This is a genomic window from Ruegeria sp. BB5 (assembly GCF_056539405.1).
Genome location: NZ_JBQFUX010000001.1, coordinates 611,518 through 630,290, shown reverse-complemented (window position 1 = coordinate 630,290; position 18,773 = coordinate 611,518). Strand labels below are relative to the sequence as shown.

General features: G+C 56.9%; 17 protein-coding genes. 6 read left to right on the top strand and 11 right to left on the bottom strand.

Features of this window, described 5'->3' with window-relative positions; translation table 11 throughout:
• Positions 1 to 35 precede the first annotated feature (35 nt).
• The 6 genes from ACR0DL_RS03140 to ACR0DL_RS03115 all read right to left on the bottom strand — a co-directional run bounded on the left by ACR0DL_RS03140 (position 36) and on the right by ACR0DL_RS03115 (position 6,496).
• Positions 36 to 1,025 carry an ABC transporter substrate-binding protein gene (locus ACR0DL_RS03140; protein WP_170409475.1) on the bottom strand — a complete coding sequence of 330 codons (990 nt, stop codon included), beginning with the start codon at positions 1,023 to 1,025 and terminating at the stop codon, positions 36 to 38.
• Positions 1,026 to 1,081: 56 nt separating this feature from the next.
• Positions 1,082 to 1,927 carry an ABC transporter permease gene (locus ACR0DL_RS03135; RefSeq protein ID WP_170358001.1) on the bottom strand — a complete coding sequence of 282 codons (846 nt, stop codon included), beginning with the start codon at positions 1,925 to 1,927 and terminating at the stop codon, positions 1,082 to 1,084.
• On the bottom strand, positions 1,924 to 2,841 hold the full coding sequence (locus tag ACR0DL_RS03130) for an ABC transporter permease (protein ID WP_170349379.1): 918 nt from the start codon (positions 2,839 to 2,841) through the stop codon (positions 1,924 to 1,926). The genes ACR0DL_RS03135 and ACR0DL_RS03130 overlap by 4 nt, the downstream gene beginning before the upstream one ends.
• 7 nt (positions 2,842 to 2,848) lie before the next feature.
• Positions 2,849 to 3,643, bottom strand: a complete 795-nt coding sequence (locus ACR0DL_RS03125; protein ID WP_170348400.1) for an ABC transporter ATP-binding protein — start codon at positions 3,641 to 3,643, stop codon at positions 2,849 to 2,851.
• Between the two features lie 56 nt (positions 3,644 to 3,699).
• On the bottom strand, positions 3,700 to 5,154 hold the full coding sequence (hydA, locus tag ACR0DL_RS03120; RefSeq protein ID WP_170357995.1) for a dihydropyrimidinase: 1,455 nt from the start codon (positions 5,152 to 5,154) through the stop codon (positions 3,700 to 3,702).
• A 91-nt stretch (positions 5,155 to 5,245) separates the two neighbouring features.
• On the bottom strand, positions 5,246 to 6,496 hold the full coding sequence (locus ACR0DL_RS03115) for a Zn-dependent hydrolase (RefSeq protein WP_480687538.1): 1,251 nt from the start codon (positions 6,494 to 6,496) through the stop codon (positions 5,246 to 5,248).
• Positions 6,497 to 6,667: 171 nt separating this feature from the next.
• On the opposite strand from ACR0DL_RS03115, the gene ACR0DL_RS03110 reads away from it, so the two are divergent.
• Entirely contained in the window at positions 6,668 to 7,276 is a 609-nt protein-coding gene (locus tag ACR0DL_RS03110; RefSeq protein WP_480687536.1) for a TetR family transcriptional regulator C-terminal domain-containing protein, read from the top strand.
• Positions 7,277 to 7,384: 108 nt separating this feature from the next.
• On the top strand, positions 7,385 to 7,681 hold the full coding sequence (locus ACR0DL_RS03105; protein ID WP_170374894.1) for an antibiotic biosynthesis monooxygenase family protein: 297 nt from the start codon (positions 7,385 to 7,387) through the stop codon (positions 7,679 to 7,681).
• A gap of 212 nt (positions 7,682 to 7,893) precedes the next feature.
• On the opposite strand, the gene preA is transcribed toward ACR0DL_RS03105, so the two are convergent.
• From preA to ACR0DL_RS03090, 3 genes are read right to left on the bottom strand one after another with little or no spacing between them, the layout of a single operon-like run.
• The gene (gene preA, locus ACR0DL_RS03100; protein ID WP_170357979.1) at positions 7,894 to 9,198 is read right to left on the bottom strand and encodes an NAD-dependent dihydropyrimidine dehydrogenase subunit PreA; all 1,305 of its coding nucleotides are present in this window, start codon (positions 9,196 to 9,198) and stop codon (positions 7,894 to 7,896) included.
• 18 nt (positions 9,199 to 9,216) lie between these two features.
• Entirely contained in the window at positions 9,217 to 10,053 is an 837-nt protein-coding gene (locus ACR0DL_RS03095) for a methyltransferase domain-containing protein (protein ID WP_480687533.1), read from the bottom strand.
• Positions 10,054 to 10,099: 46 nt separating this feature from the next.
• A complete protein-coding gene (locus tag ACR0DL_RS03090; RefSeq protein ID WP_480687531.1) occupies positions 10,100 to 11,434 on the bottom strand; it encodes an NAD(P)-dependent oxidoreductase in 1,335 nt (444 codons plus the stop codon).
• A gap of 312 nt (positions 11,435 to 11,746) precedes the next feature.
• Here ACR0DL_RS03090 and ACR0DL_RS03085 point away from each other — a divergent pair, with 312 nt between their 5' ends.
• From ACR0DL_RS03085 to ACR0DL_RS03075, 3 genes are all read left to right on the top strand, one after another.
• Entirely contained in the window at positions 11,747 to 12,742 is a 996-nt protein-coding gene (locus ACR0DL_RS03085) for a hypothetical protein (protein ID WP_480687529.1), read from the top strand.
• A 72-nt stretch (positions 12,743 to 12,814) separates the two neighbouring features.
• On the top strand, positions 12,815 to 14,107 hold the full coding sequence (locus ACR0DL_RS03080) for an O-acetylhomoserine aminocarboxypropyltransferase/cysteine synthase family protein (RefSeq protein ID WP_480687527.1): 1,293 nt from the start codon (positions 12,815 to 12,817) through the stop codon (positions 14,105 to 14,107).
• A 3-nt stretch (positions 14,108 to 14,110) separates the two neighbouring features.
• On the top strand, positions 14,111 to 14,869 hold the full coding sequence (locus ACR0DL_RS03075) for a GNAT family N-acetyltransferase (protein ID WP_480687525.1): 759 nt from the start codon (positions 14,111 to 14,113) through the stop codon (positions 14,867 to 14,869).
• Here ACR0DL_RS03075 and ACR0DL_RS03070 read toward each other — a convergent pair.
• Entirely contained in the window at positions 14,825 to 15,520 is a 696-nt protein-coding gene (locus tag ACR0DL_RS03070) for an SIMPL domain-containing protein (RefSeq protein ID WP_170374886.1), read from the bottom strand. The genes ACR0DL_RS03075 and ACR0DL_RS03070 overlap by 45 nt on opposite strands.
• 209 nt (positions 15,521 to 15,729) lie before the next feature.
• Here ACR0DL_RS03070 and ACR0DL_RS03065 point away from each other — a divergent pair, with 209 nt between their 5' ends.
• Positions 15,730 to 17,577 (top strand): hypothetical protein, encoded by a 1,848-nt coding sequence (locus tag ACR0DL_RS03065; RefSeq protein WP_480687523.1) that lies wholly within the window; start codon positions 15,730 to 15,732, stop codon positions 17,575 to 17,577.
• Positions 17,578 to 17,617: 40 nt separating this feature from the next.
• On the opposite strand, the gene hppD is transcribed toward ACR0DL_RS03065, so the two are convergent.
• On the bottom strand, positions 17,618 to 18,715 hold the full coding sequence (gene hppD / locus ACR0DL_RS03060) for a 4-hydroxyphenylpyruvate dioxygenase (RefSeq protein WP_170548368.1): 1,098 nt from the start codon (positions 18,713 to 18,715) through the stop codon (positions 17,618 to 17,620).
• Between the last annotated feature and the right edge of the window lie 58 nt (positions 18,716 to 18,773).

The following is an 18,773-nucleotide window of genomic DNA, read 5'->3' as shown; positions in this document are numbered from 1 at the left end:
TTGGAGCCGCGCGTGTTCAGGCAATTGAACTGGGATCAGTTTAGCGCCGCATCTGTGATCTGATGTGTCCAGGCCCCGTCGGGCTGCTTGGTGATCACTGGGTCAGACCCACCTGCCAGCAAGGTACCCACGGTACGTTCAAAATCGGCCGGATCCAACGCGCCATTCGAACCCGCGGTCAGTTTGGCGATCTCGCCCATCATGCGCTTCTGATGCTCTTCGGTCTGGGCACCGGTCGCGTCATTCTCAAGCACGATGTCGGCTGCCTCATCAGGGTGTTCTTCAGCGTATTTCCAGCCTTTCATCGAAGCACGAACAAAACGCTCCATTTTTTCAACAAAGGCCGCGTCACCCAAATTTTCCTCAAGCACATACAAACCGTCCTCCAGCGTCGCCACGCCCTGGTCTTCGTACTTAAAAGTGACCAACTCATCCGGGCTGACGCCAGCATCGATGACCTGCCAGTATTCATTATAGGTCATGGTGCTGATGCAATCGGCCTGACGCTGCAGCAAAGGATCAACGTTAAAGCCCTGTTTCAGAACCTCGACGCCGTTTTCACTTTTGCCACCGGTGTCGATACCCAACTGGCTCATCCAGCTCATGAACGGGAATTCATTACCAAAAAACCAAACACCCAGCGTGCGGTTCTTTAGGTCCTCGGGCGAGGAAATCCCGGCATCTTTCCAGCAGGTCAACATCATACCTGAGCTTTTGAACGGCTGCGCGATATTCACCAGGGGCAGACCCTTTTCGCGCGCGGCCAGTGCGGCGGGCATCCATTCGACGGTCACATCCGCACCACCGCCGGCAATGACCTGAGTCGGTGCGATATCCGGGCCGCCAGGCAAAATGGTGACGTCCAGTCCCTCTTCCTCGTAGAACCCTTTGTCTTTGGCCACATAATAACCCGCGAACTGCGCCTGAGTGACCCACTTGAGTTGCAAAGTCACCTCATCTGCGGCCAGCGCTGCGCTGGCAGTCAGGCTAAAGGCAGCGATCACCCCGCTGAGTAGCTTGTTCATCTTCATATCTCCTAGTTGTTGTTGGCGCCCCATTTTTGGGGTCTGTTAATTTCCATTTATCCGCGTTGCGACGGGTGCCAGAATGTCACCCCCTTTTCGATCATGGCGACCAGCCCATAAAACGCCGTCCCGGCCAAAGCAGCCACGACAATCTCGGCCCAGACCATATCCAGTGACAGTTGCCCGACACTGGTCGATATCCGAAAGCCCATGCCCAGAGTTGGAGAGCCAAAGAACTCGGCCACGATAGCGCCGATCAGCGCCAGAGTGGTAGAAATCTTTAGCCCATTGAAAACAAACGGCATCGCCGCGGGCAAGCGCAGTTTCAGAAAGCTCTGCCAATAGGTCGCGGCATAGGTCTCCATCAGGTCGCGTTGCATGGTGGTCGCTTCGCGCAGACCTGCTACGGTGTTCACCAGCATCGGAAAGAACACCATCACCACGACCACCGCCGCCTTGGAATGCCAGTCGAACCCGAACCACATCACCAGAATGGGGGCCGTCCCGACAATAGGCAGGGCCGCCACAAAGTTCCCGACCGGCAACAATCCGAGGCGCAGGAAATCCCAGCGATCCACGGCAATCGCCATCAGGAAGGCCGATCCGCAACCGATAATGTAACCGCTCAGCGCGCCTTTGATGATGGTTTGCACGAAATCCGCCCACAGGATTGGCAGGCTGTCAGCAAAGCGCACAGCGATCACTGACGGTGCAGGCAAAATGACCAACGGCACATCAAGCCCGCGCACCAGCAGTTCCCAAATTGCAATCACGGTCAGTCCAAAGATCAGCGGCGCCAAAAACCGCACCGTCTTTGTATCGGCATAAGGTCCACTGGCCAGGCGGCTGTTCAACCACCAGCCAAACAGCCAGACGCCAATTGCACCAAGAACAGGTATCATTGCGCCATCCCCATCCGTTTCAGGACCGCGCGCTCGATCAGACCCAACAGCCCGACCAGACAGGCCGCCAGGATGGCCGCCGCAAACAATGCCGACCAGATTTGCACGGTCTGACCGTAATAGCTGCCGGCCAGTAGCCGCGCACCCAAACCAGCCACGGCCCCTGTCGGCAGCTCTCCGACGATAGCCCCGACCAGTGAGGCTGCGATACCAATCTTCAGCGAAGTAAACAGATACGGCATCGACGCTGGTAAGCGCAGCTTCCAGAATCCCTGAGACCGACTGGCGTTATACGTGCGCAACAGGTCCAGTTGCATCGCATCGGGGCTGCGCAGCCCCTTCACCATACCGACCACGACGGGGAAAAAGCTAAGGTAGGCCGAGATGATCGCCTTGGGGATGATCCCCTGAATACCTATCGAATACAGCACCACGATGATCATTGGGGCCAGCGCGATGATTGGAATAGTTTGGCTTACAATGGCCCAGGGCATGACCGACAGGTCCATCACTCGGCTGTGTACAATTCCCACTGCCAGCAGAATGCCCAACCCGGTGCCAATCGCAAAACCCAGAATAGTGGCGCTGAGTGTCACCCAGGAATGATAGATCAATGATCTTTTCGAGGTGATTTTCTTCTCGACCGTGGTGTCCCACAGCTCTTCGGCCACCTGATGCGGTGCTGGCAAACGCGGTCGGTCCTGTTCCCATGTCTCATCAATGGCATAGGGGTTGTCGATGACCAACTCGAACTCGCTCATGTCGCGGCGGTCAACAGCCTTGGGCGGATCGACTTGTTCCCCGGCTCGTTCGAATTCAGTCAGAACACCTTTGATGTTCATCGGCACGCTGGCGGCATACCAGAACAGGATAATGACGCCTACAACGGTCAAGACGGCCCAGACAGCTTTGATCCCTGCACTAGTCATCCGTATGCCCCGCCCGCAGCCCCTCGCGCACACGATGGGCTACTTCGATGAATTCAGGCGTGTCGCGGATATCCAGCGGCCGTTCCTTTGGCAGAGGGCTGTCGATCACATCAGTGATCCGACCCGGTCGCGGGCTCATCACCACGATCTTTGTGCTGAGATACACCGCCTCGGGGATCGAGTGCGTCACGAAACCGATGGTCTTTTCAGTGCGCGCCCAAAGTGCCAGAAGCTGTTCGTTCAGGTGATCGCGCACGATCTCATCCAGCGCGCCAAAGGGCTCATCCATCAAAAGGATATCGGCGTCAAAAGCCAGCGCCCGCGCAATGCTGGCGCGTTGTTGCATGCCGCCAGAAAGCTGCCAGGGGAATTTCCCGCCAAATCCCTCTAGATCAACAAGTTCCAGAACTTTTTTAACCCTCTCTTCCTGCTCGCTGGCGGAATAACCCATGATTTCCAAGGGTAGCTTAATGTTCTTGGCAATGGTCCGCCAAGGATATAGCCCCGCCGCCTGAAACACATAGCCATAGGCCCGGTTCCGCCGCGCCTCATCCGGCGTCATTCCGTTGACGGTTAACGTTCCCCCTGTCGGTGTTTCCAGCGCCGCGATACAGCGCAGAAAGGTGGTTTTACCACAGCCCGAGGGGCCGATGAAGCTGACGAAATCGCCTTTGTCGACTGTCAGGTTCACATCCTTGAGCGCATGGATTGGCCCGTCGTTTGTTTGGAAGGTAAGGTCCAACTGCCTTGCCTCGATTACGGGCTGGGTAGTGCTTTCAGTATTCATTCCATTGCCTTGAAAAGGTTTGGCTTTAGGGTGCCTTGGTGACAATCCCTGCGCAATCAGACACCCGTCGCCGGAATGCCCGTCCGCTCAACCGGGCGCGGCGCAGTCAGCTCTTTCCACGTACTCAGCGCCTTGTTCACGTGACCATTGGGCTCGCGCGCTACAAACTCTCCATGCCCTTCCTGCGTGCGGATTTCACCGTCATGCACGGCCACCTGTCCACGGGTCAGCGTAAAGCGCGGCAGACCTTTGACCTCTTTACCCTCGAACACGTTGTAGTCGATCGACGATTGCTGGGTATCAGCGCTGATCGTTTTTGCTTTCTCAGGGTCCCATACAACGATATCGGCATCCGCCCCCACAAGGATCGCACCCTTTTTAGGATAGCAATTCAATATTTTGGCGATGTTTGTTGAAGTCACGGCCACAAACTCATTCATCGTCAAACGCCCCGTATTCACACCATGGGTCCACAGCATCGGCATCCGATCCTCCAGCCCACCGGTCCCATTCGGTATCTTGGTAAAGTCACCGACGCCAAAACGCTTTTGGTCGGTGGTAAAGGCGCAATGGTCAGTGGCCACAACGCTCAATGTCCCGGAATGCAACCCGTTCCATAGACTGTCCTGATGCTGTTTGTTCCGGAACGGGGGGCTCATGACGCGCCGCGCCGCGTGGTCCCAATCCTGATGGAAATACTCGCTTTCATCCAACGTCAGGTGCTGGATCAGAGGCTCACCCCACACCCGTTTTCCATTCATCTTGGCCCGGCGAATGGCTTCATGCGCCTCTTCACAGGATGTATGCACCACGTAAAGCGGCACGCCCGCCATATCGGCAATCATAATGGCCCGGTTGGTCGCCTCGCCTTCAACCTGTGGCGGTCGCGAATACGCATGCGCTTCGGGGCCTGTATTTCCTTCGGCCAGCAGCTTGGCGCTTAACTCAGCCACGACATCGCCGTTTTCAGCATGCACCATCGCGATGCCACCCAACTCAGCCAATCGCTTGAACGAGGCAAACAACTCATCGTCATTCACCATCAGTGCGCCCTTGTAGGCCATGAAGTGCTTGAACGTATTGATGCCGCGCGTCTCGATCACCGTTTTGATGTCGTCAAACACCTGTTCGCCCCACCAGGTCACCGCCATATGGAAGGAGTAATCGCAGTTTGCACGGGTCGACTTATTATCCCAGCGCTTCAAGGCATCAAGCAGACCCTCACCGGGGTTTGGCAGCGCGAAATCGACCACCATCGTGGTGCCCCCGGCCAGCGCCGCTCGCGTCCCGCTTTCGAAATCATCGCTGGAATAGGTTCCCATGAACGGCATCTCAAGATGCGTGTGCGGGTCAATCCCACCGGGCATCACGTAACACCCCGTCGCATCAAGCACTTTGTCGCCCTTAAGATCCATTCCGATCTCGGTGATCACACCGCCTTCGACCAGCACATCCGCCTTATAGGAAAGATCGGCGGTCACGACGGTTCCGTTTTTGATAACAGTGCTCATTTTAGTCTCCCTGACGCGGTCTGCGCCGCTTGCTTCATCTGGCCAAAATACCTCGGGTGAGTCGCTTTTCGGGCGACAGGGGCAGCGTCCCTTACTCCACAATCTCTGCGGTTTCGACGACCGCATGAAACAGAACATCTGCCCCGGCGGCCGCCCAGTCTTTACTGATCTCTTCGGCCTCGTTGTGGCTCAGCCCATCAACGCACGGACACATGACCATCGCGGTTGGTGCCACTCGGTTGATCCAGCACGCATCATGTCCTGCGCCCGAGATGATGTCGGTGTGCGAATACCCCAACCTCTCTGCCGCATCGCGAACCGCCTTTACGCACCCCTCGTCGAACGTCACAGGGTCAAAGCCGCCAACTTTCTCGAATTCGATCTGAAGGCCCATCTCTTCGACGATATCTTCGGCGGCAACACGCAGGCGGTTAACCATGTCGGTGATCACGTCCAATTCGGGTGAGCGGAAATCGACCGTGAAAACAGCCTTGCCGGGGATCACGTTGCGAGAGTTCGGATAGACATCGATATGCCCTGCTGCACCGACCGCATGGGGCGCATGCGACCAGGCGATTTCATCCACTTTCTCAAGGATGCGTGCCATTGCAAGGCCAGCATTCTTGCGCATTGGCATCGGGGTCGACCCAGTATGGGAGTCCTTGCCCGTCACGGTGATCTGTGTCCAGCTCAGGCCCTGCCCATGAGTAACAACGCCGATGTCCTTACCCTCGGCCTCAAGGATCGGCCCTTGTTCGATATGCAGCTCAAAGAAAGCGTGCATCTTGCGTGCGCCGACCTCTTCGTCGCCCCGCCAGCCGATGCGATTCAATTCATCGCCAAACTTTTTGCCTTCGGCATCCTCGCGGTCATAGGCCCAATCCTGCGTGTGCATTCCAGCAAAAACGCCCGAAGACAACATAGCCGGCGCGTAACGTGTGCCCTCTTCGTTGGTCCAGTTGGTCGCCACGATGGGATGTTTGGTTTTGATGTCCAGATCATTAAGCGTCCGTATGATCTCTAACCCGCCCAGCACGCCCAGCACGCCGTCATATTTCCCGCCGGTCGGCTGCGTATCCAGATGTGAACCTACATAAACCGGCAGAGCCTCGGGGTCAGTCCCCTCTCGGCGAGCAAACATATTGCCCATTTGATCCAGGCCCATTGTACAGCCCGCGTCCTTGCTCCATTTCTGGAACAAGGCGCGCCCTTCAGCATCCTCATCCGTCAGGGTCTGGCGGTTGTTACCCCCTGCAACACCGGGGCCAATCTTTGCCATCTCCATCAGGCTGTCCCAAAGTCTGTCGCCATTGATCCTGAGGTTTTGCGCCGGAGCTGCCATTGGTGTCTTCCCTGTTGCTTGCGATTTGGCTCGCTTTTGGTGTCTTGATTTGACCATCTGGTCAAACTCACGCTATCACGGGTTCGAGATCAGTCAAGAAATTGCATGGTGCCGCCGGAATTTTCGGCATAATTGGCCCCCGCATGGCAAAAAAAGAGACACGCTGGAAACATGCCCAAGGATCGCGCCCCGACCCGAATACAGAGAAAGAACCGCGCTGCGATTCTCGAGGCCGCGCTGAACGTGTTTTCCGCCCACGGATTTCGCGGCGCAACTGTTGATCAGATTGCTGCCGAAGCTGGGTTAAGCAAACCGAATTTACTGTATTATTTCCCGTCGAAAGAGGCGATCCATACTGCCCTTCTTTCGGGGCTGTTGGACACATGGCTGGCCCCCTTACACGAGTTGGATGCCGACGGAGACCCGATGGAGGAAATCCTGTCCTACCTCCGCCGCAAATTGCAGATGAGCCGTGAGTTGCCGCGTGAAAGCCGCCTGTTCGCGAACGAGCTTGTTCAGGGCGCGCCGCGCATTCACGAGGCTTTGTCGAATGATCTTAAGGCGCTGGTGGACGATAAAACCACGATCCTGACGCAATGGATGGATGAGGGCAAAATTGCGCGCCTGCATCCCTATCACCTGATCTTTTCAATCTGGGCTCTGACGCAGCACTACGCCGATTTCGATGTGCAGGTCCGTGCCATTCTGGGCAACGAGGATCCGTTCGCAGGTGCTGAACCGTTTATTGATACGCTTTATCGCAAACTTCTGACACCCTAGAAAAACAGTCTCACAGAACCCTTGGCAGACCATTCCATCTTGCCATGATATACTGGGTCAATTGAGGTGACTTTCATGCGGCAGCAACACCGAAAGGAAGGTGACTGCATGATCATTCGCATATTTCAGGTCGTTACACGCCCCGGCAAAGAAGAAGAGTTCGGGAAGTTCTTTCACGAGACGGCGATCCCGCTCATGAAGGGAACGAAAGGGATAGTTCAGGTCATACCCGGGGCGCCGCGTGCCGATACACCCAGAGAGTTTAGTTTTGTTATGGTTTGGGAAGACCTTGAGTCTCTGAAGGCTTTTGTAGGTGACGATATTTCCAGCCCTCATATTGATCCTATGGAAGCTGAACTGGTCGAGTCGCGCTCAATCAAACATTATGAGCTTGTCGACAGTTAGCTTACGGCGATTTTCCATCTAGTTCGCGATTCCCGATTGACAGCTTTGGCTTTAAGAGCGGGCGCGTTTCAGAGGGGCTTCGGTCGTTTGGGCATCCCGATAGCCTATCGAGAGCGAACATTGACCAGACCTGCAGGATCGCTCAAATTTTCTGAGCCATTTGAAAAGGGCTGGCCTATACCAGCCCCTTTTCTTTGTTTCAGTTAACCAATCTACTCGGCCGCTTTCGCCATTGGATTATTAGGATGCGTCGTCCAGTTGGCATAGCCAGGCTGCACTTCATCTCCGGTACGCGGATCGACCTCACCGGCTGCCATCGGCTCCATCGAGATACACCCGTCCACCGGGCAGACATCCACGCACAGATTACAGGCGACGCATTCGTCATCCATGACCTCAAAAACCCGATCTTCGGACATTGAAATCGCCTGATGGCTGGTGTCTTCACACGCAGCATAGCAGCGACCGCATTTGATGCACTGATCCTGGTCGATCTTGGCCTTGGCAACGTAGTTCAGGTTCAGATACTGCCAGTCGGTCACATTCGGCACAGCAAGACCTACGACTTGCGATACGTCTGTATAGCCCTTTTCATCCATCCACTTGGACAGTCCGGCAGTCAGTTCGTCGATAATCTTGAACCCATAGGTCATTGCGGCGGTACACACCTGCACGGTACCACATCCCAACGCCATGAATTCAGCCGCATCGCGCCACGTGGTCACGCCACCGATACCGGATATCGGCAGGCCTTGCGTGGCTTGGGCACGGGCAATTTCGGACACCATCGACAGGGCAATCGGCTTTACCGCCGGGCCACAATACCCGCCGTGGCTGCCCTTGCCATCAATCGACGGCTCGGGGCTGAATGTGTCCAGATTGACGCTGGTGATCGAGTTGATCGTGTTGATCAACGACACCGCGTCCGCGCCGCCATTTCTAGCCGCCTCAGCTGGCTTGCGGATATCGGTGATGTTCGGCGTCAACTTTACGATAACTGGGCGGTCGTAGTACTGCTTACACCAGCGGGTCACCATTTCGATATATTCCGGCACCTGCCCCACGGCCGAGCCCATACCGCGCTCGCTCATCCCATGCGGGCACCCGAAGTTCAACTCGATCCCGTCTGCGCCAGTTTCTGCCACACGCGGCAAGATGGCTTTCCATGCCTCTTCTTCGCACGGCACCATGATCGAAGCGATCAGCGCACGGTCCGGGTAATCTGCCTTGACCCGCGCCATTTCTTCAAGGTTCACCTCAAGCGGGCGATCGGTGATCAGTTCGATGTTGTTCAGGCCCAAAAGCCGACGATCAGCGCCATAAATCGCGCCGTAGCGCGGCCCGTTGACGTTTACGACCGGAGGTCCCTCGGCCCCGAGCGTTTTCCACACAACTCCGCCCCATCCGGCCTCAAAAGCACGGCGGACGTTATATTCCTTATCCGTCGGTGGCGCCGAGGCCAACCAGTAAGGGTTGGGGCTGGAAATACCCAGAAAGTTTGTTGTCAGATCGGCCATAGCTTCTCCCTTCCCGGCTCAGCCGGATTTCTTGAATATCATTTCGGTCGGGCGAATGCGCCCAGCCTTGAGGTTCATGACGTAGTTTTGAAACTTTTCGGGCGCCGTCTCGCCCATCATAAGGTGGATGCCCAATGGGGGCGGGCCGCTCTCGGCGATGCGCGCGAAAACTTCTTCGAAAAAAGCAAGCGCGAACTCGGTCCGGTCTGTCTCGGCTACCAGCTCAAGACCCGCCGAGGCCGCCGCGTTCTTGTAAACCTCTGGTGAATCTACAAAAGAGGTCTCGGCAACGGTTGACCAGGGCAGAGGAAAGGCCAGCGGTTCGTCCACGTCCCCTCCCATCACATCAAACAGGGCAAAGGAACCATCCCAGGCCAGAGCGCGCGACACTTCTGCAAAAAGACCCGCCTTGTCTTCGATGTTCATCCCAACGTGCATCATAACGGCAAGATCAAAACCCGCATCCGGCACGGGCAAATCCAGTGCGCTACCCACCAGAAAACTTGTTTTGTCGGAATGCCCGACAAGTTCACTCAAAGCAGTGGCCGTTTCGACAAATTCAGGCGTCAGGTCGACCCCGGTCACTGTCGAGTCATAGCGATCCACGATGTAGCGCGACGTCCCGCCGATGCCGCTCCCGACATCCAGCACACGGGTCGCATGGGTCGGCGAAAGCTGGGCAAACAGGTTGTCCGTTGCCAGAACCCCGCCTGTGTGGAACTCATCACCAGCCTTGAGATCTGCAACCGTGGCCGCGTTTGGGTCAATGCCACTTGCCTTTAGTGCCTCACGCATACGCTCCGTGAGGGCACCGGTTGTGTAGTGTTGCGCAACAGCTTTTTCGATCTGGGACATGAGAATACCTCAGCAGCGAATGGGATGGGGTGAATGCCCCATCCTATCACGAAACAAGCGTTGCGTGGATGTCCATCGCCGCATCGCGGCCTTCGGCCACGGCGGTTACGGTCAGGTCTTCGCCACCAGCTGCGCAATCGCCCCCGGCCCAGACGCCATCCATCGAGGTACGCCCAGCGCCCGTCACAGCGATCTTGTTGCCGTCCAGCGTCAATCCATCCGGTGCGCCATCCAGCGTCTGGCCAATCGCCTTGAGGACCTGATCGGCGGGCACGCGGATGATTTCTCCGGTCCCCGACAGCTGGCCGTCATGGCTGGATGTGTACTCCAGCTCGATCTCTGCCGCTGCTCCGTTTCCATGAACGGCAACGGGTTGCACATTGGTCATGATCTTGACGCCGTGGGATGAGGCGAGGTCCTGTTCATATCGGCTGGCCCCCATCGCATCGCGGCCACGCCGATAAGCGATGGTGACATGCTCAGCCCCCAGCAGTTTTGATTTCACTGCGGCGTCAACGGCCGTCATTCCGCCACCGATCACCACGACGTTGCGACCAACGGGCAAATGCGCCAGATCAGAAGCCTGGCGCACATCCGAGATGAAATCGACGGCAAAGCGCACGCCATCCAGATCAGCCCCTTGTGCGAGCAGGGCGTTCACGCCGGCCAAACCGATGGACAAAAAGACAGCGTCGTAATTTTCGACCAGACCGTCCAGCGAGATACCCTCACCCAGAACCGAGCCGGTCTCGATCGTGATACCGCCGATCTTTAGCAGCCAGTCCACCTCGGCCTGTGCAAAGTCATTGGTCGACTTATAGGCAGCGATGCCATATTCGTTCAGACCGCCCGGCTTGGGTTTGCCCTCGTGGATCACCACGTCATGCCCAAACATCGCCAGGCGGTGCGCGCAGGCCAGACCAGCAGGCCCTGCCCCGATCACAGCAACAGTCTTGCCAGTTGACGCGGCGCGTTCAAACGGGTGATCCCCGGAAACCATCACGCTGTCCGTCGCATACCGCTGAAGGCGGCCAATCTCGACCGGGGCACCCTCGGCCGTTTCACGTACGCAGGCCTCTTCGCACAAAGTCTCGGTCGGACAGACACGGGCGCACATGCCGCCCAGAATGTTCTGCGCCAGAATGGTTTCACCCGCCGCCTCAGGTTGCCCTGCCTGAATCTGACGCATGAACAACGGAATATCGATATCCGTCGGACAGGCCGTCACACATGGCGCGTCATAACAGAAATAGCACCGATCTGCGGCCACTGCGGCCTCATGCGTGGCCAATGGCGGGTGCAAGTCCGTGAAATTCGATGTCAGCTCATCGCTGGAAAGCCGCCCGGAGACAATGCCGGGGGCAATCTGGCCCTGTGCCATCGCTCTACTCCCTGTAGATATGTTCGTTATGTTCTCAGCTTGCCACAATCTGATTTTTTATCAATTGGTAAAATTTATAAAATCATAAAAAAATCAAAAAACCGGAATATTCCGCCCGTTTTACTGAGGAAATCGCCTGTTTTATTGGCATTCGATACTCCTGTTGCGCCCAAAGACCGATTGCGCAGGGCACACTGCAGCCACGAATGCCGGTTTTTCCGGCATCTGGTTTTGACGGAGCCAGCTGCGTAATGTAGGTCAAACTCAACCCGAGCAGCGCCGGTCAACGGCCAGATACCTGAAAGTCATTCGATGCAGGCCACCCACCCGAAGTTCAACATCGTCATCATCGGGCAAAACAACCGGCTACAGTATGAGGCACTGCTGTTTGCCGCCTCTCTGCGTCATAGCTCACCGAATTTCGCGGGTCGGCTGTTTGTGGCGGTCCCGCAGCCCGGCCAGCGCTGGCCGCAAGACCCAAGCATCCGGAACGAGGACGTTCTGAAAGCGTTGCGCCAACTGGATGCGGAAATCCTGCCATTCGACAACCATGTCTTCGGCAACAGCTATCCCCACGGCAACAAGATCGAGGCATTGCTGGCGCTGCCAGAAGGCGAGCCTTTTGTGTTCTTTGACAGCGATACGCTGATCACCGGAGATCTGACCTCGGTACCGTTTGATTTTGACCGACCTGGTGCCTCACAAAAGGTCGAAGGGACGTGGCCCAAACCCACCCTGTATGGCCCTGGTATCGATGGTATCTGGAGCGCCCTCTATCACCGGTTCGAACTGGACTTCGAAAGCTCATTGGATACCAGCCAGCCCGAGAATTACTGGCGGCGGTATTTGTACTTCAACGCGGGCTATTTCTATTATTCCTGCCCGCGCAAGTTCGGCGCGCGTTATCTGGACTTTGCCCGCACGATCCGGGATGGGAATATCCCCGAACTGGCCGGGCAGAACCTTGACCCATGGCTGGATCAGGCCGCGCTGCCGTTGGTTGTCCATTCCTTCGGTGGCGGGCGGGATACCCTGCCCCCGGGCCTGCTGGATGGATCGGTCAGCTGCCACTATCGTCTGTTCCCCCTGCTCTATGCCCGCGAAAGCGACCATGTGATTGAGGTGCTTGAAACCGTCGTGGCCCCCAACCGGGTCAAGAAGGTTCTCAAGGGATATGACCCGATCAAAAAGCTGGTTTTGCAGCGTAAGGGCCACAAGATCCGGGACCTGTTCGACCGTGATAACCTGCCCCAGCGCGAACAGGTCATTCGCAATACAATCAAGAACAAGGGCCTGTGGATGCGCTGACAGGATTGTTGTGCGCGCGCGCTCAATCGCCTAGAGATTCAGCAACAAACATTCCAACAGGAGATTTTAGCGATGTCTGACGGCCCTACCTACGGTTTTGACACACTTCAGATTCACGCGGGCGCACGGCCCGATCCGGCAACGGGCGCGCGTCAGACTCCGATTTATCAAACGACAGCTTATGTGTTTCGCGATGCCGATCACGCGGCGGCGCTGTTCAACTTGCAAGAAGTTGGCTTCATCTATTCCCGCCTGACCAACCCTACTGTGGCCGTATTGCAAGAACGTATCGCCACACTGGAAGGCGGAGTGGGCGCGGTCTGCTGTTCTTCTGGTCATGCAGCACAGATCATGGCGCTGTTTCCGCTTATGGGACCGGGCTGCAACGTGGTGTCCTCGACGCGCCTTTATGGCGGCACGGTCACGCAATTCAGCCAGACGATCAAACGCTTTGGCTGGTCGGCCAAGTTTGTCGACACCGATGATCTGGACGCCGTAAAAAATGCCATCGACGAAAACACCCGGGCGATATTCTGTGAATCAATTGCCAATCCGGGTGGGTATGTGACCGACATTCAGGCCATGGCGGATATCGCTGACGCAGCAGGTATCCCCCTGATCGTCGACAACACCTCGGCCACACCTTACCTATGCCGCCCCATCGAACAGGGCGCGACGCTGGTTGTGCATTCGACGACCAAGTACCTGACCGGCAACGGCACGGTCACCGGCGGCTGTATCGTGGATTCGGGCAAGTTCGACTGGTCGGCGAATGACAAGTTCCCCTCACTCAGCGAACCGGAACAAGCCTATCACGGACTGAAGTTCCACGAGACCTTTGGCCCGCTGGCTTTTACCTTTCACGGCATTGCCATCGGTCTGCGCGATCTGGGCATGACCATGAACCCGCAAGCCGCGCATTACACGCTGATGGGGGTTGAAACCCTATCCCTGCGGATGGAGCGCCACGTGGAGAATGCCCAAAAGATCGCTGCCTGGCTCGAAGCTGACGACCGTGTGGATTACGTGACCTATGCGGGCCTGCCCTCCTCGCCCTATCATGACCGGGTGAATGCACACTATAAGAAAGGTGCCGGCGCATTGTTCACCTTTGCGGTCAAGGGCGGCTACGACGCTTGTGTCAAACTGGTGAACGCGCTTGAGATTTTCAGCCATGTCGCCAACCTTGGCGATGCGCGGTCGCTGATCATTCACTCAGCCTCGACCACCCACCGTCAGTTGACGCCTGAACAGCAAGAGGCCGCAGGTGCAGGCCCCGGCGTAGTCCGCGTTTCCATCGGCATCGAAGACGCAGACGACCTGATCGCCGATCTGGATCAGGCGCTGGCCAAGGCAACGGCCTGAGTCATGAGCGGCCACGATACCAACGAACTGGGTCAACCCATCGGTCTGTCGGTTTCGGGCGAATTCCCGCGTCCCACGCCGCCCTATACACCGATGGAAGGTCAGTATTGTTCCGTCGTGCCGCTGGACGTGAACCGGCATGCGCCCGGACTTTACCGGGCGTTTGCCAACGACGCGGATGGGCACAACTGGACCTATCTGCCCTACGGTCCCTTCGACAGGGAGCAGGATTTCGAGGATTGGACCCGCGCCACATGCATGGATGCCGATCCGATGTTCCACACGGTCTTAGGCGAAGACGAAACGCCGATTGGCATGGCTTCATTTTTGCGGATCGAACCCGCGGCAGGTGTGATCGAGGTCGGCCACATTCACTTTTCACCCCTGCTGCAGCGTAGCCCGAAATCGACCGAGACCATGTATCTGATGATGCGCCGCGTCTTCGACGAGTTGGGCTATCGCCGCTATGAGTGGAAATGCGACGCCCTGAACGCCGCTTCCTGCCGTTCAGCTGAACGATTGGGTTTTACATTCGAAGGCATCTTCCGGCAGGCCACCCACTACAAAGGTCGGAACCGGGATACGGCCTGGTATTCGATCCTCGACAGTGAATGGTCGCGGATCAAGGCCGCGTTTGAGGCTTGGCTATCACCTGACAATTTTGACCAGACGGGCCAACAGCGACAACCGCTGCAGGCCCGCAGTCAAGGCAAAGGATCACTCGGCCATCCCGAATTCCATCGACACGTTGACCGAGACTGAAATCTCACCCCCCGCGACAGGCACACCGCCCCCTTCGGCCATGGCCATCGCACGCATCTGCGGTGCGGGGTTGATTCCTCCGACCCGCTCGCTGATCTGCTGAACCTGACCCAGAGTTACATTGGCCGCCTGTGCCAGTTGTTCCGCCTTTGCAGTTGCTTCGGCAACAGCTTTGGCTCGCGCCTGCGCCTGCAGCGGTGCGGGGTCCTGCACACCAAAGCTGAGCCCACCGAAATCATTCGCACCGTCCTGAATGACCCCATCCATGATCGTGCCCAACTGTGTCAGGTCACGGACACGGACCTGCACATTGTTCGATGCCACAAAGCCGGAAATCTCGGGCCGTTCACCACTTTGATTGTTGCGCCCGGACCAAACCGGCGACAACGACAGATCGCGGGTTTGAACGTCGCGGGATTCGACGCCCATATCCTCAAGCCGTTTCAGAATCTGCGCCACCGCATCAGATGTCGCCTGCATCGCATTTGACGCCTGCGGATCCTCGTTGGTGACACCCAATGTGATGGTTGCCATATCCGGTGCAGCCTGAACGGTGCCGGTTGCATCTACCAAGATGCGACGTTCTTCCGCATGGGCCATACCTGCAGCTGTCACGGCCAGCATTGCGGCCAGAAAAGCGATTTTCTTCAAGGTCTTCCCTCCAATATCTTCTGTACTAAGATGGGGCCGCCAGGGTTTATCAGACAAGGGGAAGCGCTGGCTTTTTCTTTCCCTCGGCGAGATCCTGCTTTAATGTCAGCCTGCGGACGAAAAGTCGTTTGCATCGATGCTGACAATTATGGTTCCTCGGGAATATGAAACCCGCCTTTGCGCTGTCTTTTTCTGCAACCGGAATATCTGTGCACCACCAATCCGATGAGGATTGGTTTTGCATTGGTAAGGTTGCATTGGACGCGCCGGACCTGAATGCGCAACTTCACGCCCTGCGGGAAAAAGCATTTGCTTTGGAAAACAACCTACGGTGCAAGGTCATAATCCCGACCGAGCAGGTGCGTTTTTTGTCGGTGGAAACTGACAATCAGCCCTTGGGAGAAGACGCAAAGGAAAAGCTGGCCGAGGCTACGCCATATACGGTCGAGGACTTGGTTTTTGACACCGCGACCGTCGGCCCCACCACCTATGTCGCCGCCGTGACGCAACAAACACTGGATGAGGCACGCGACTTTGCAACCGAACACGGTTTCATACCGGTTCATTTCACTACAGATACCGACGCCAGTTCTTTCCCTTCTGAACCATTGTTTGGGGCTTCAGAAACTGTACCCTTTGCGACCGAGGCCAAAGATGAGGTTCAATCGGACGCAGCAGAACCAAATGTACATCCCATCGCCGCAGAAGCAGCCCCGGATGTATTCCGATCTGCGCCGGCGGCCTCCGCCCCCACCAAAATACCCACTGAGGTATTTACAAAAAAGTACGTTGTACCAGCCACGGCAGCGCTGGGGATAGCGGCAGTGTTGGGCGCATGGGCGCTGATCGGATCAAACGAGACACAAACAGCCGAACCGGAAACGGCACAGGTAGAAGACGCCCTGCCCGCACCCACCCCTCAGGCCAGTGTCGAAACCGAGAACCCGACCACGCCCGGAGTGCCACCTGCCGAAACGGCTGAGCTTGATACGGACGCCACCCTTTCTGAACAGGACGCACCTGCCCAAAACGAGAATATTCAACCCGATCTTTCGCCCACGGACACAGCTATTCTCGAGGCCTTAAACATCGCCCCGACAATCGTGGAAGAGGTTGCCCGCGACCCTGTGATCCAAGCAACGTCAGCCCAACCCGGCCTTGAGATCATCGCGCCCGATCCCCTGTTACCCCCGGCTTTCCCCCCCCAGGATGAGCCGTATCTGGCTTCGGTCGACAACTCCAACCTGTCGACTGACGCCGTTGCCCTGCCCGCGGCACAAAGCTTTGACACAGATGAACCCTTTGAACAGGTTGTACTGCCCAGCACCGCCGGCGCCCAGTTCGAGCTTGATGATCGCGGCCTGGTCACACCCAGCGCCGAGGGGACGCTGAACCCGGACGGTATTGTCGTCTATCTCGGGCGCCCTTCGAAGACACCACCCGAGCCACCTGTCCGGTTCGAAGAAGAACCCATCCTTGAGGAAACTCCTGACAGGTTGGCCGGGCTGCGCCCAAAGCCCCGCCCCAGCGATCTGATCGAACAGTTCGAACGTCAGCAGTTGGGCGGACGAACGCGTGAAGAACTGGCGGGGCGGCGCCCCAAACTGCGCCCTGCCTCACTGCAACAACAGCCGCAGATTGACTATACCCCCACTGCACTGGCGGTGGTGCGCGTGCCGCGACCAAAATCCCGCCCGGCAGGTCTTGCACCACCTACCGGGACGCAAACCGCCAATCTGGGGTCAACGGCGGCCATCGGTCAGGTCGAGGCCGGGTCATTCCAACCCAAAGCCGTTGCCCCCAAGATTCCGTCCGCGGCCTCGGTCGCGCGTCAGGCGACAATCGACAACGCGTTAAACTTGCGCAAACTGAACCTGATCGGGGTTTATGGAACACCCGCCAACCGCCGCGCGCTGGTTCGGCTGCCTAGCGGTCGTTATAAGAAGCTGAAGGTCGGTGACAGGGTGGACGGCGGCAAGGTCATCGCAATTGGTGACAGCGAATTGCGCTATCAGAAAAAAGGCAGGAACCTGACGCTGAAGATGCCGCGCAGCTAACGCGGACGCGAACGCCCGCATTTTGCTTTAACACACGAACTCAAGCCGCTGAAATCTCGCCGCTTTCGATCTGTTCGCGTTCGATAGATTCGAATAGGGCCTGAAAGTTTCCCTCGCCAAACCCATCATCGCCCTTTCGCTGAATGAACTCGAAAAAGATCGGGCCGATCACGGTTTTCGAGAAGATTTGCAGCAAGATTCTGGTCTCGCCGCCATCCAGAACACCTTCGCCGTCAATCAGAATGCCGTGCTTCATCATACGGTCCAACGGCTCGTCATGGTCGGCAACCCGTTCCTTGGACATCTCGTAATAGGATTTGTTCGGGCCAGGCATGAATTTCAAACCCTTCTCGGCAATCGCGTCGGTCGAGGCATAGATATCTTCGCTGCCCACTGCGATATGCTGGATCCCCTCACCTTTATACTTGTTGAGATAGGACACGATCTGCCCGGTTTCGCCCCGATCTTCGTTGATCGGAATGCGAATGCGTCCACAAGGCGACGTCAGGGCGCGGCTGAAAAGGCCGGTAAATTTGCCCTGAATGTCAAAAAATCGGATTTCGCGGAAGTTGAACAGAGTTTCGTAGAATTCGAACCACTTATCCATATTCCCGCGATAGACGTTGTGCGTCAGATGATCGAGGTAATAGAAACCATCGCCACGCGGCTTGGACTGTGTGGTCCAGGTGAACTCTTGGTTATAAGGCGAAGTGTCGTGGTACTGATCGATGAAATAGATCAGCGAGCCACCGATCCCCTTGATCGCCGGAACATTCATGACCTTGTCCGCCGCATCATAGGGTTCTGCACCTTTGGCCACAGCGTGTTCATAAGCTTTTTGCGCGTCCACAACGCGCCAGCCCATCGCAGAAGCACAGGGGCCATGTTCTGCAGCAAAGCGGGCCGCAAAACTTTCAGAGTCAGCGTTGAGGATATAGGTCACGTCACCTTGCTGCCACAGCTCGACCGTAGGCTTGTCCTTGTGGTGGCCAACTTTTTCATAACCCATTCTGGCAAACAGGTCGCGCAACTCCTGCGGATCGGGGTGGGCGAACTCTACAAATTCAAACCCGTCCGTACCGACCGGATTTTCTTTGTTGATCACAGATTTCGGGGCGTTGTGGGGGAAAGGACCCATGGTGCGTCTCCTTAAAACAGGAATTTCTTTGCTGATTCCAAAATATGCCTTAACTGGC

What these genes read in the sequence shown, in the direction of transcription:
- hppD (WP_170548368.1), bottom strand. Translation starts at nt 18,715, where the DNA reads ATGGGTCCTTTCCCCCACAACGCCCCGAAATCTGTGATCAACAAAGAA.
- ACR0DL_RS03095 (WP_480687533.1), bottom strand. Translation starts at nt 10,053, where the DNA reads ATGTCCCAGATCGAAAAAGCTGTTGCGCAACACTACACAACCGGTGCC.
- ACR0DL_RS03110 (WP_480687536.1), top strand. Translation starts at nt 6,668, where the DNA reads ATGCCCAAGGATCGCGCCCCGACCCGAATACAGAGAAAGAACCGCGCT.
- ACR0DL_RS03140 (WP_170409475.1), bottom strand. Translation starts at nt 1,025, where the DNA reads ATGAACAAGCTACTCAGCGGGGTGATCGCTGCCTTTAGCCTGACTGCC.
- ACR0DL_RS03125 (WP_170348400.1), bottom strand. Translation starts at nt 3,643, where the DNA reads ATGAATACTGAAAGCACTACCCAGCCCGTAATCGAGGCAAGGCAGTTG.
- hydA (WP_170357995.1), bottom strand. Translation starts at nt 5,154, where the DNA reads ATGAGCACTGTTATCAAAAACGGAACCGTCGTGACCGCCGATCTTTCC.
- ACR0DL_RS03090 (WP_480687531.1), bottom strand. Translation starts at nt 11,434, where the DNA reads ATGGCACAGGGCCAGATTGCCCCCGGCATTGTCTCCGGGCGGCTTTCC.
- ACR0DL_RS03075 (WP_480687525.1), top strand. Translation starts at nt 14,111, where the DNA reads ATGAGCGGCCACGATACCAACGAACTGGGTCAACCCATCGGTCTGTCG.
- ACR0DL_RS03080 (WP_480687527.1), top strand. Translation starts at nt 12,815, where the DNA reads ATGTCTGACGGCCCTACCTACGGTTTTGACACACTTCAGATTCACGCG.
- preA (WP_170357979.1), bottom strand. Translation starts at nt 9,198, where the DNA reads ATGGCCGATCTGACAACAAACTTTCTGGGTATTTCCAGCCCCAACCCT.
- ACR0DL_RS03085 (WP_480687529.1), top strand. Translation starts at nt 11,747, where the DNA reads ATGCAGGCCACCCACCCGAAGTTCAACATCGTCATCATCGGGCAAAAC.
- ACR0DL_RS03105 (WP_170374894.1), top strand. Translation starts at nt 7,385, where the DNA reads ATGATCATTCGCATATTTCAGGTCGTTACACGCCCCGGCAAAGAAGAA.
- ACR0DL_RS03135 (WP_170358001.1), bottom strand. Translation starts at nt 1,927, where the DNA reads ATGATACCTGTTCTTGGTGCAATTGGCGTCTGGCTGTTTGGCTGGTGG.
- ACR0DL_RS03115 (WP_480687538.1), bottom strand. Translation starts at nt 6,496, where the DNA reads ATGGCAGCTCCGGCGCAAAACCTCAGGATCAATGGCGACAGACTTTGG.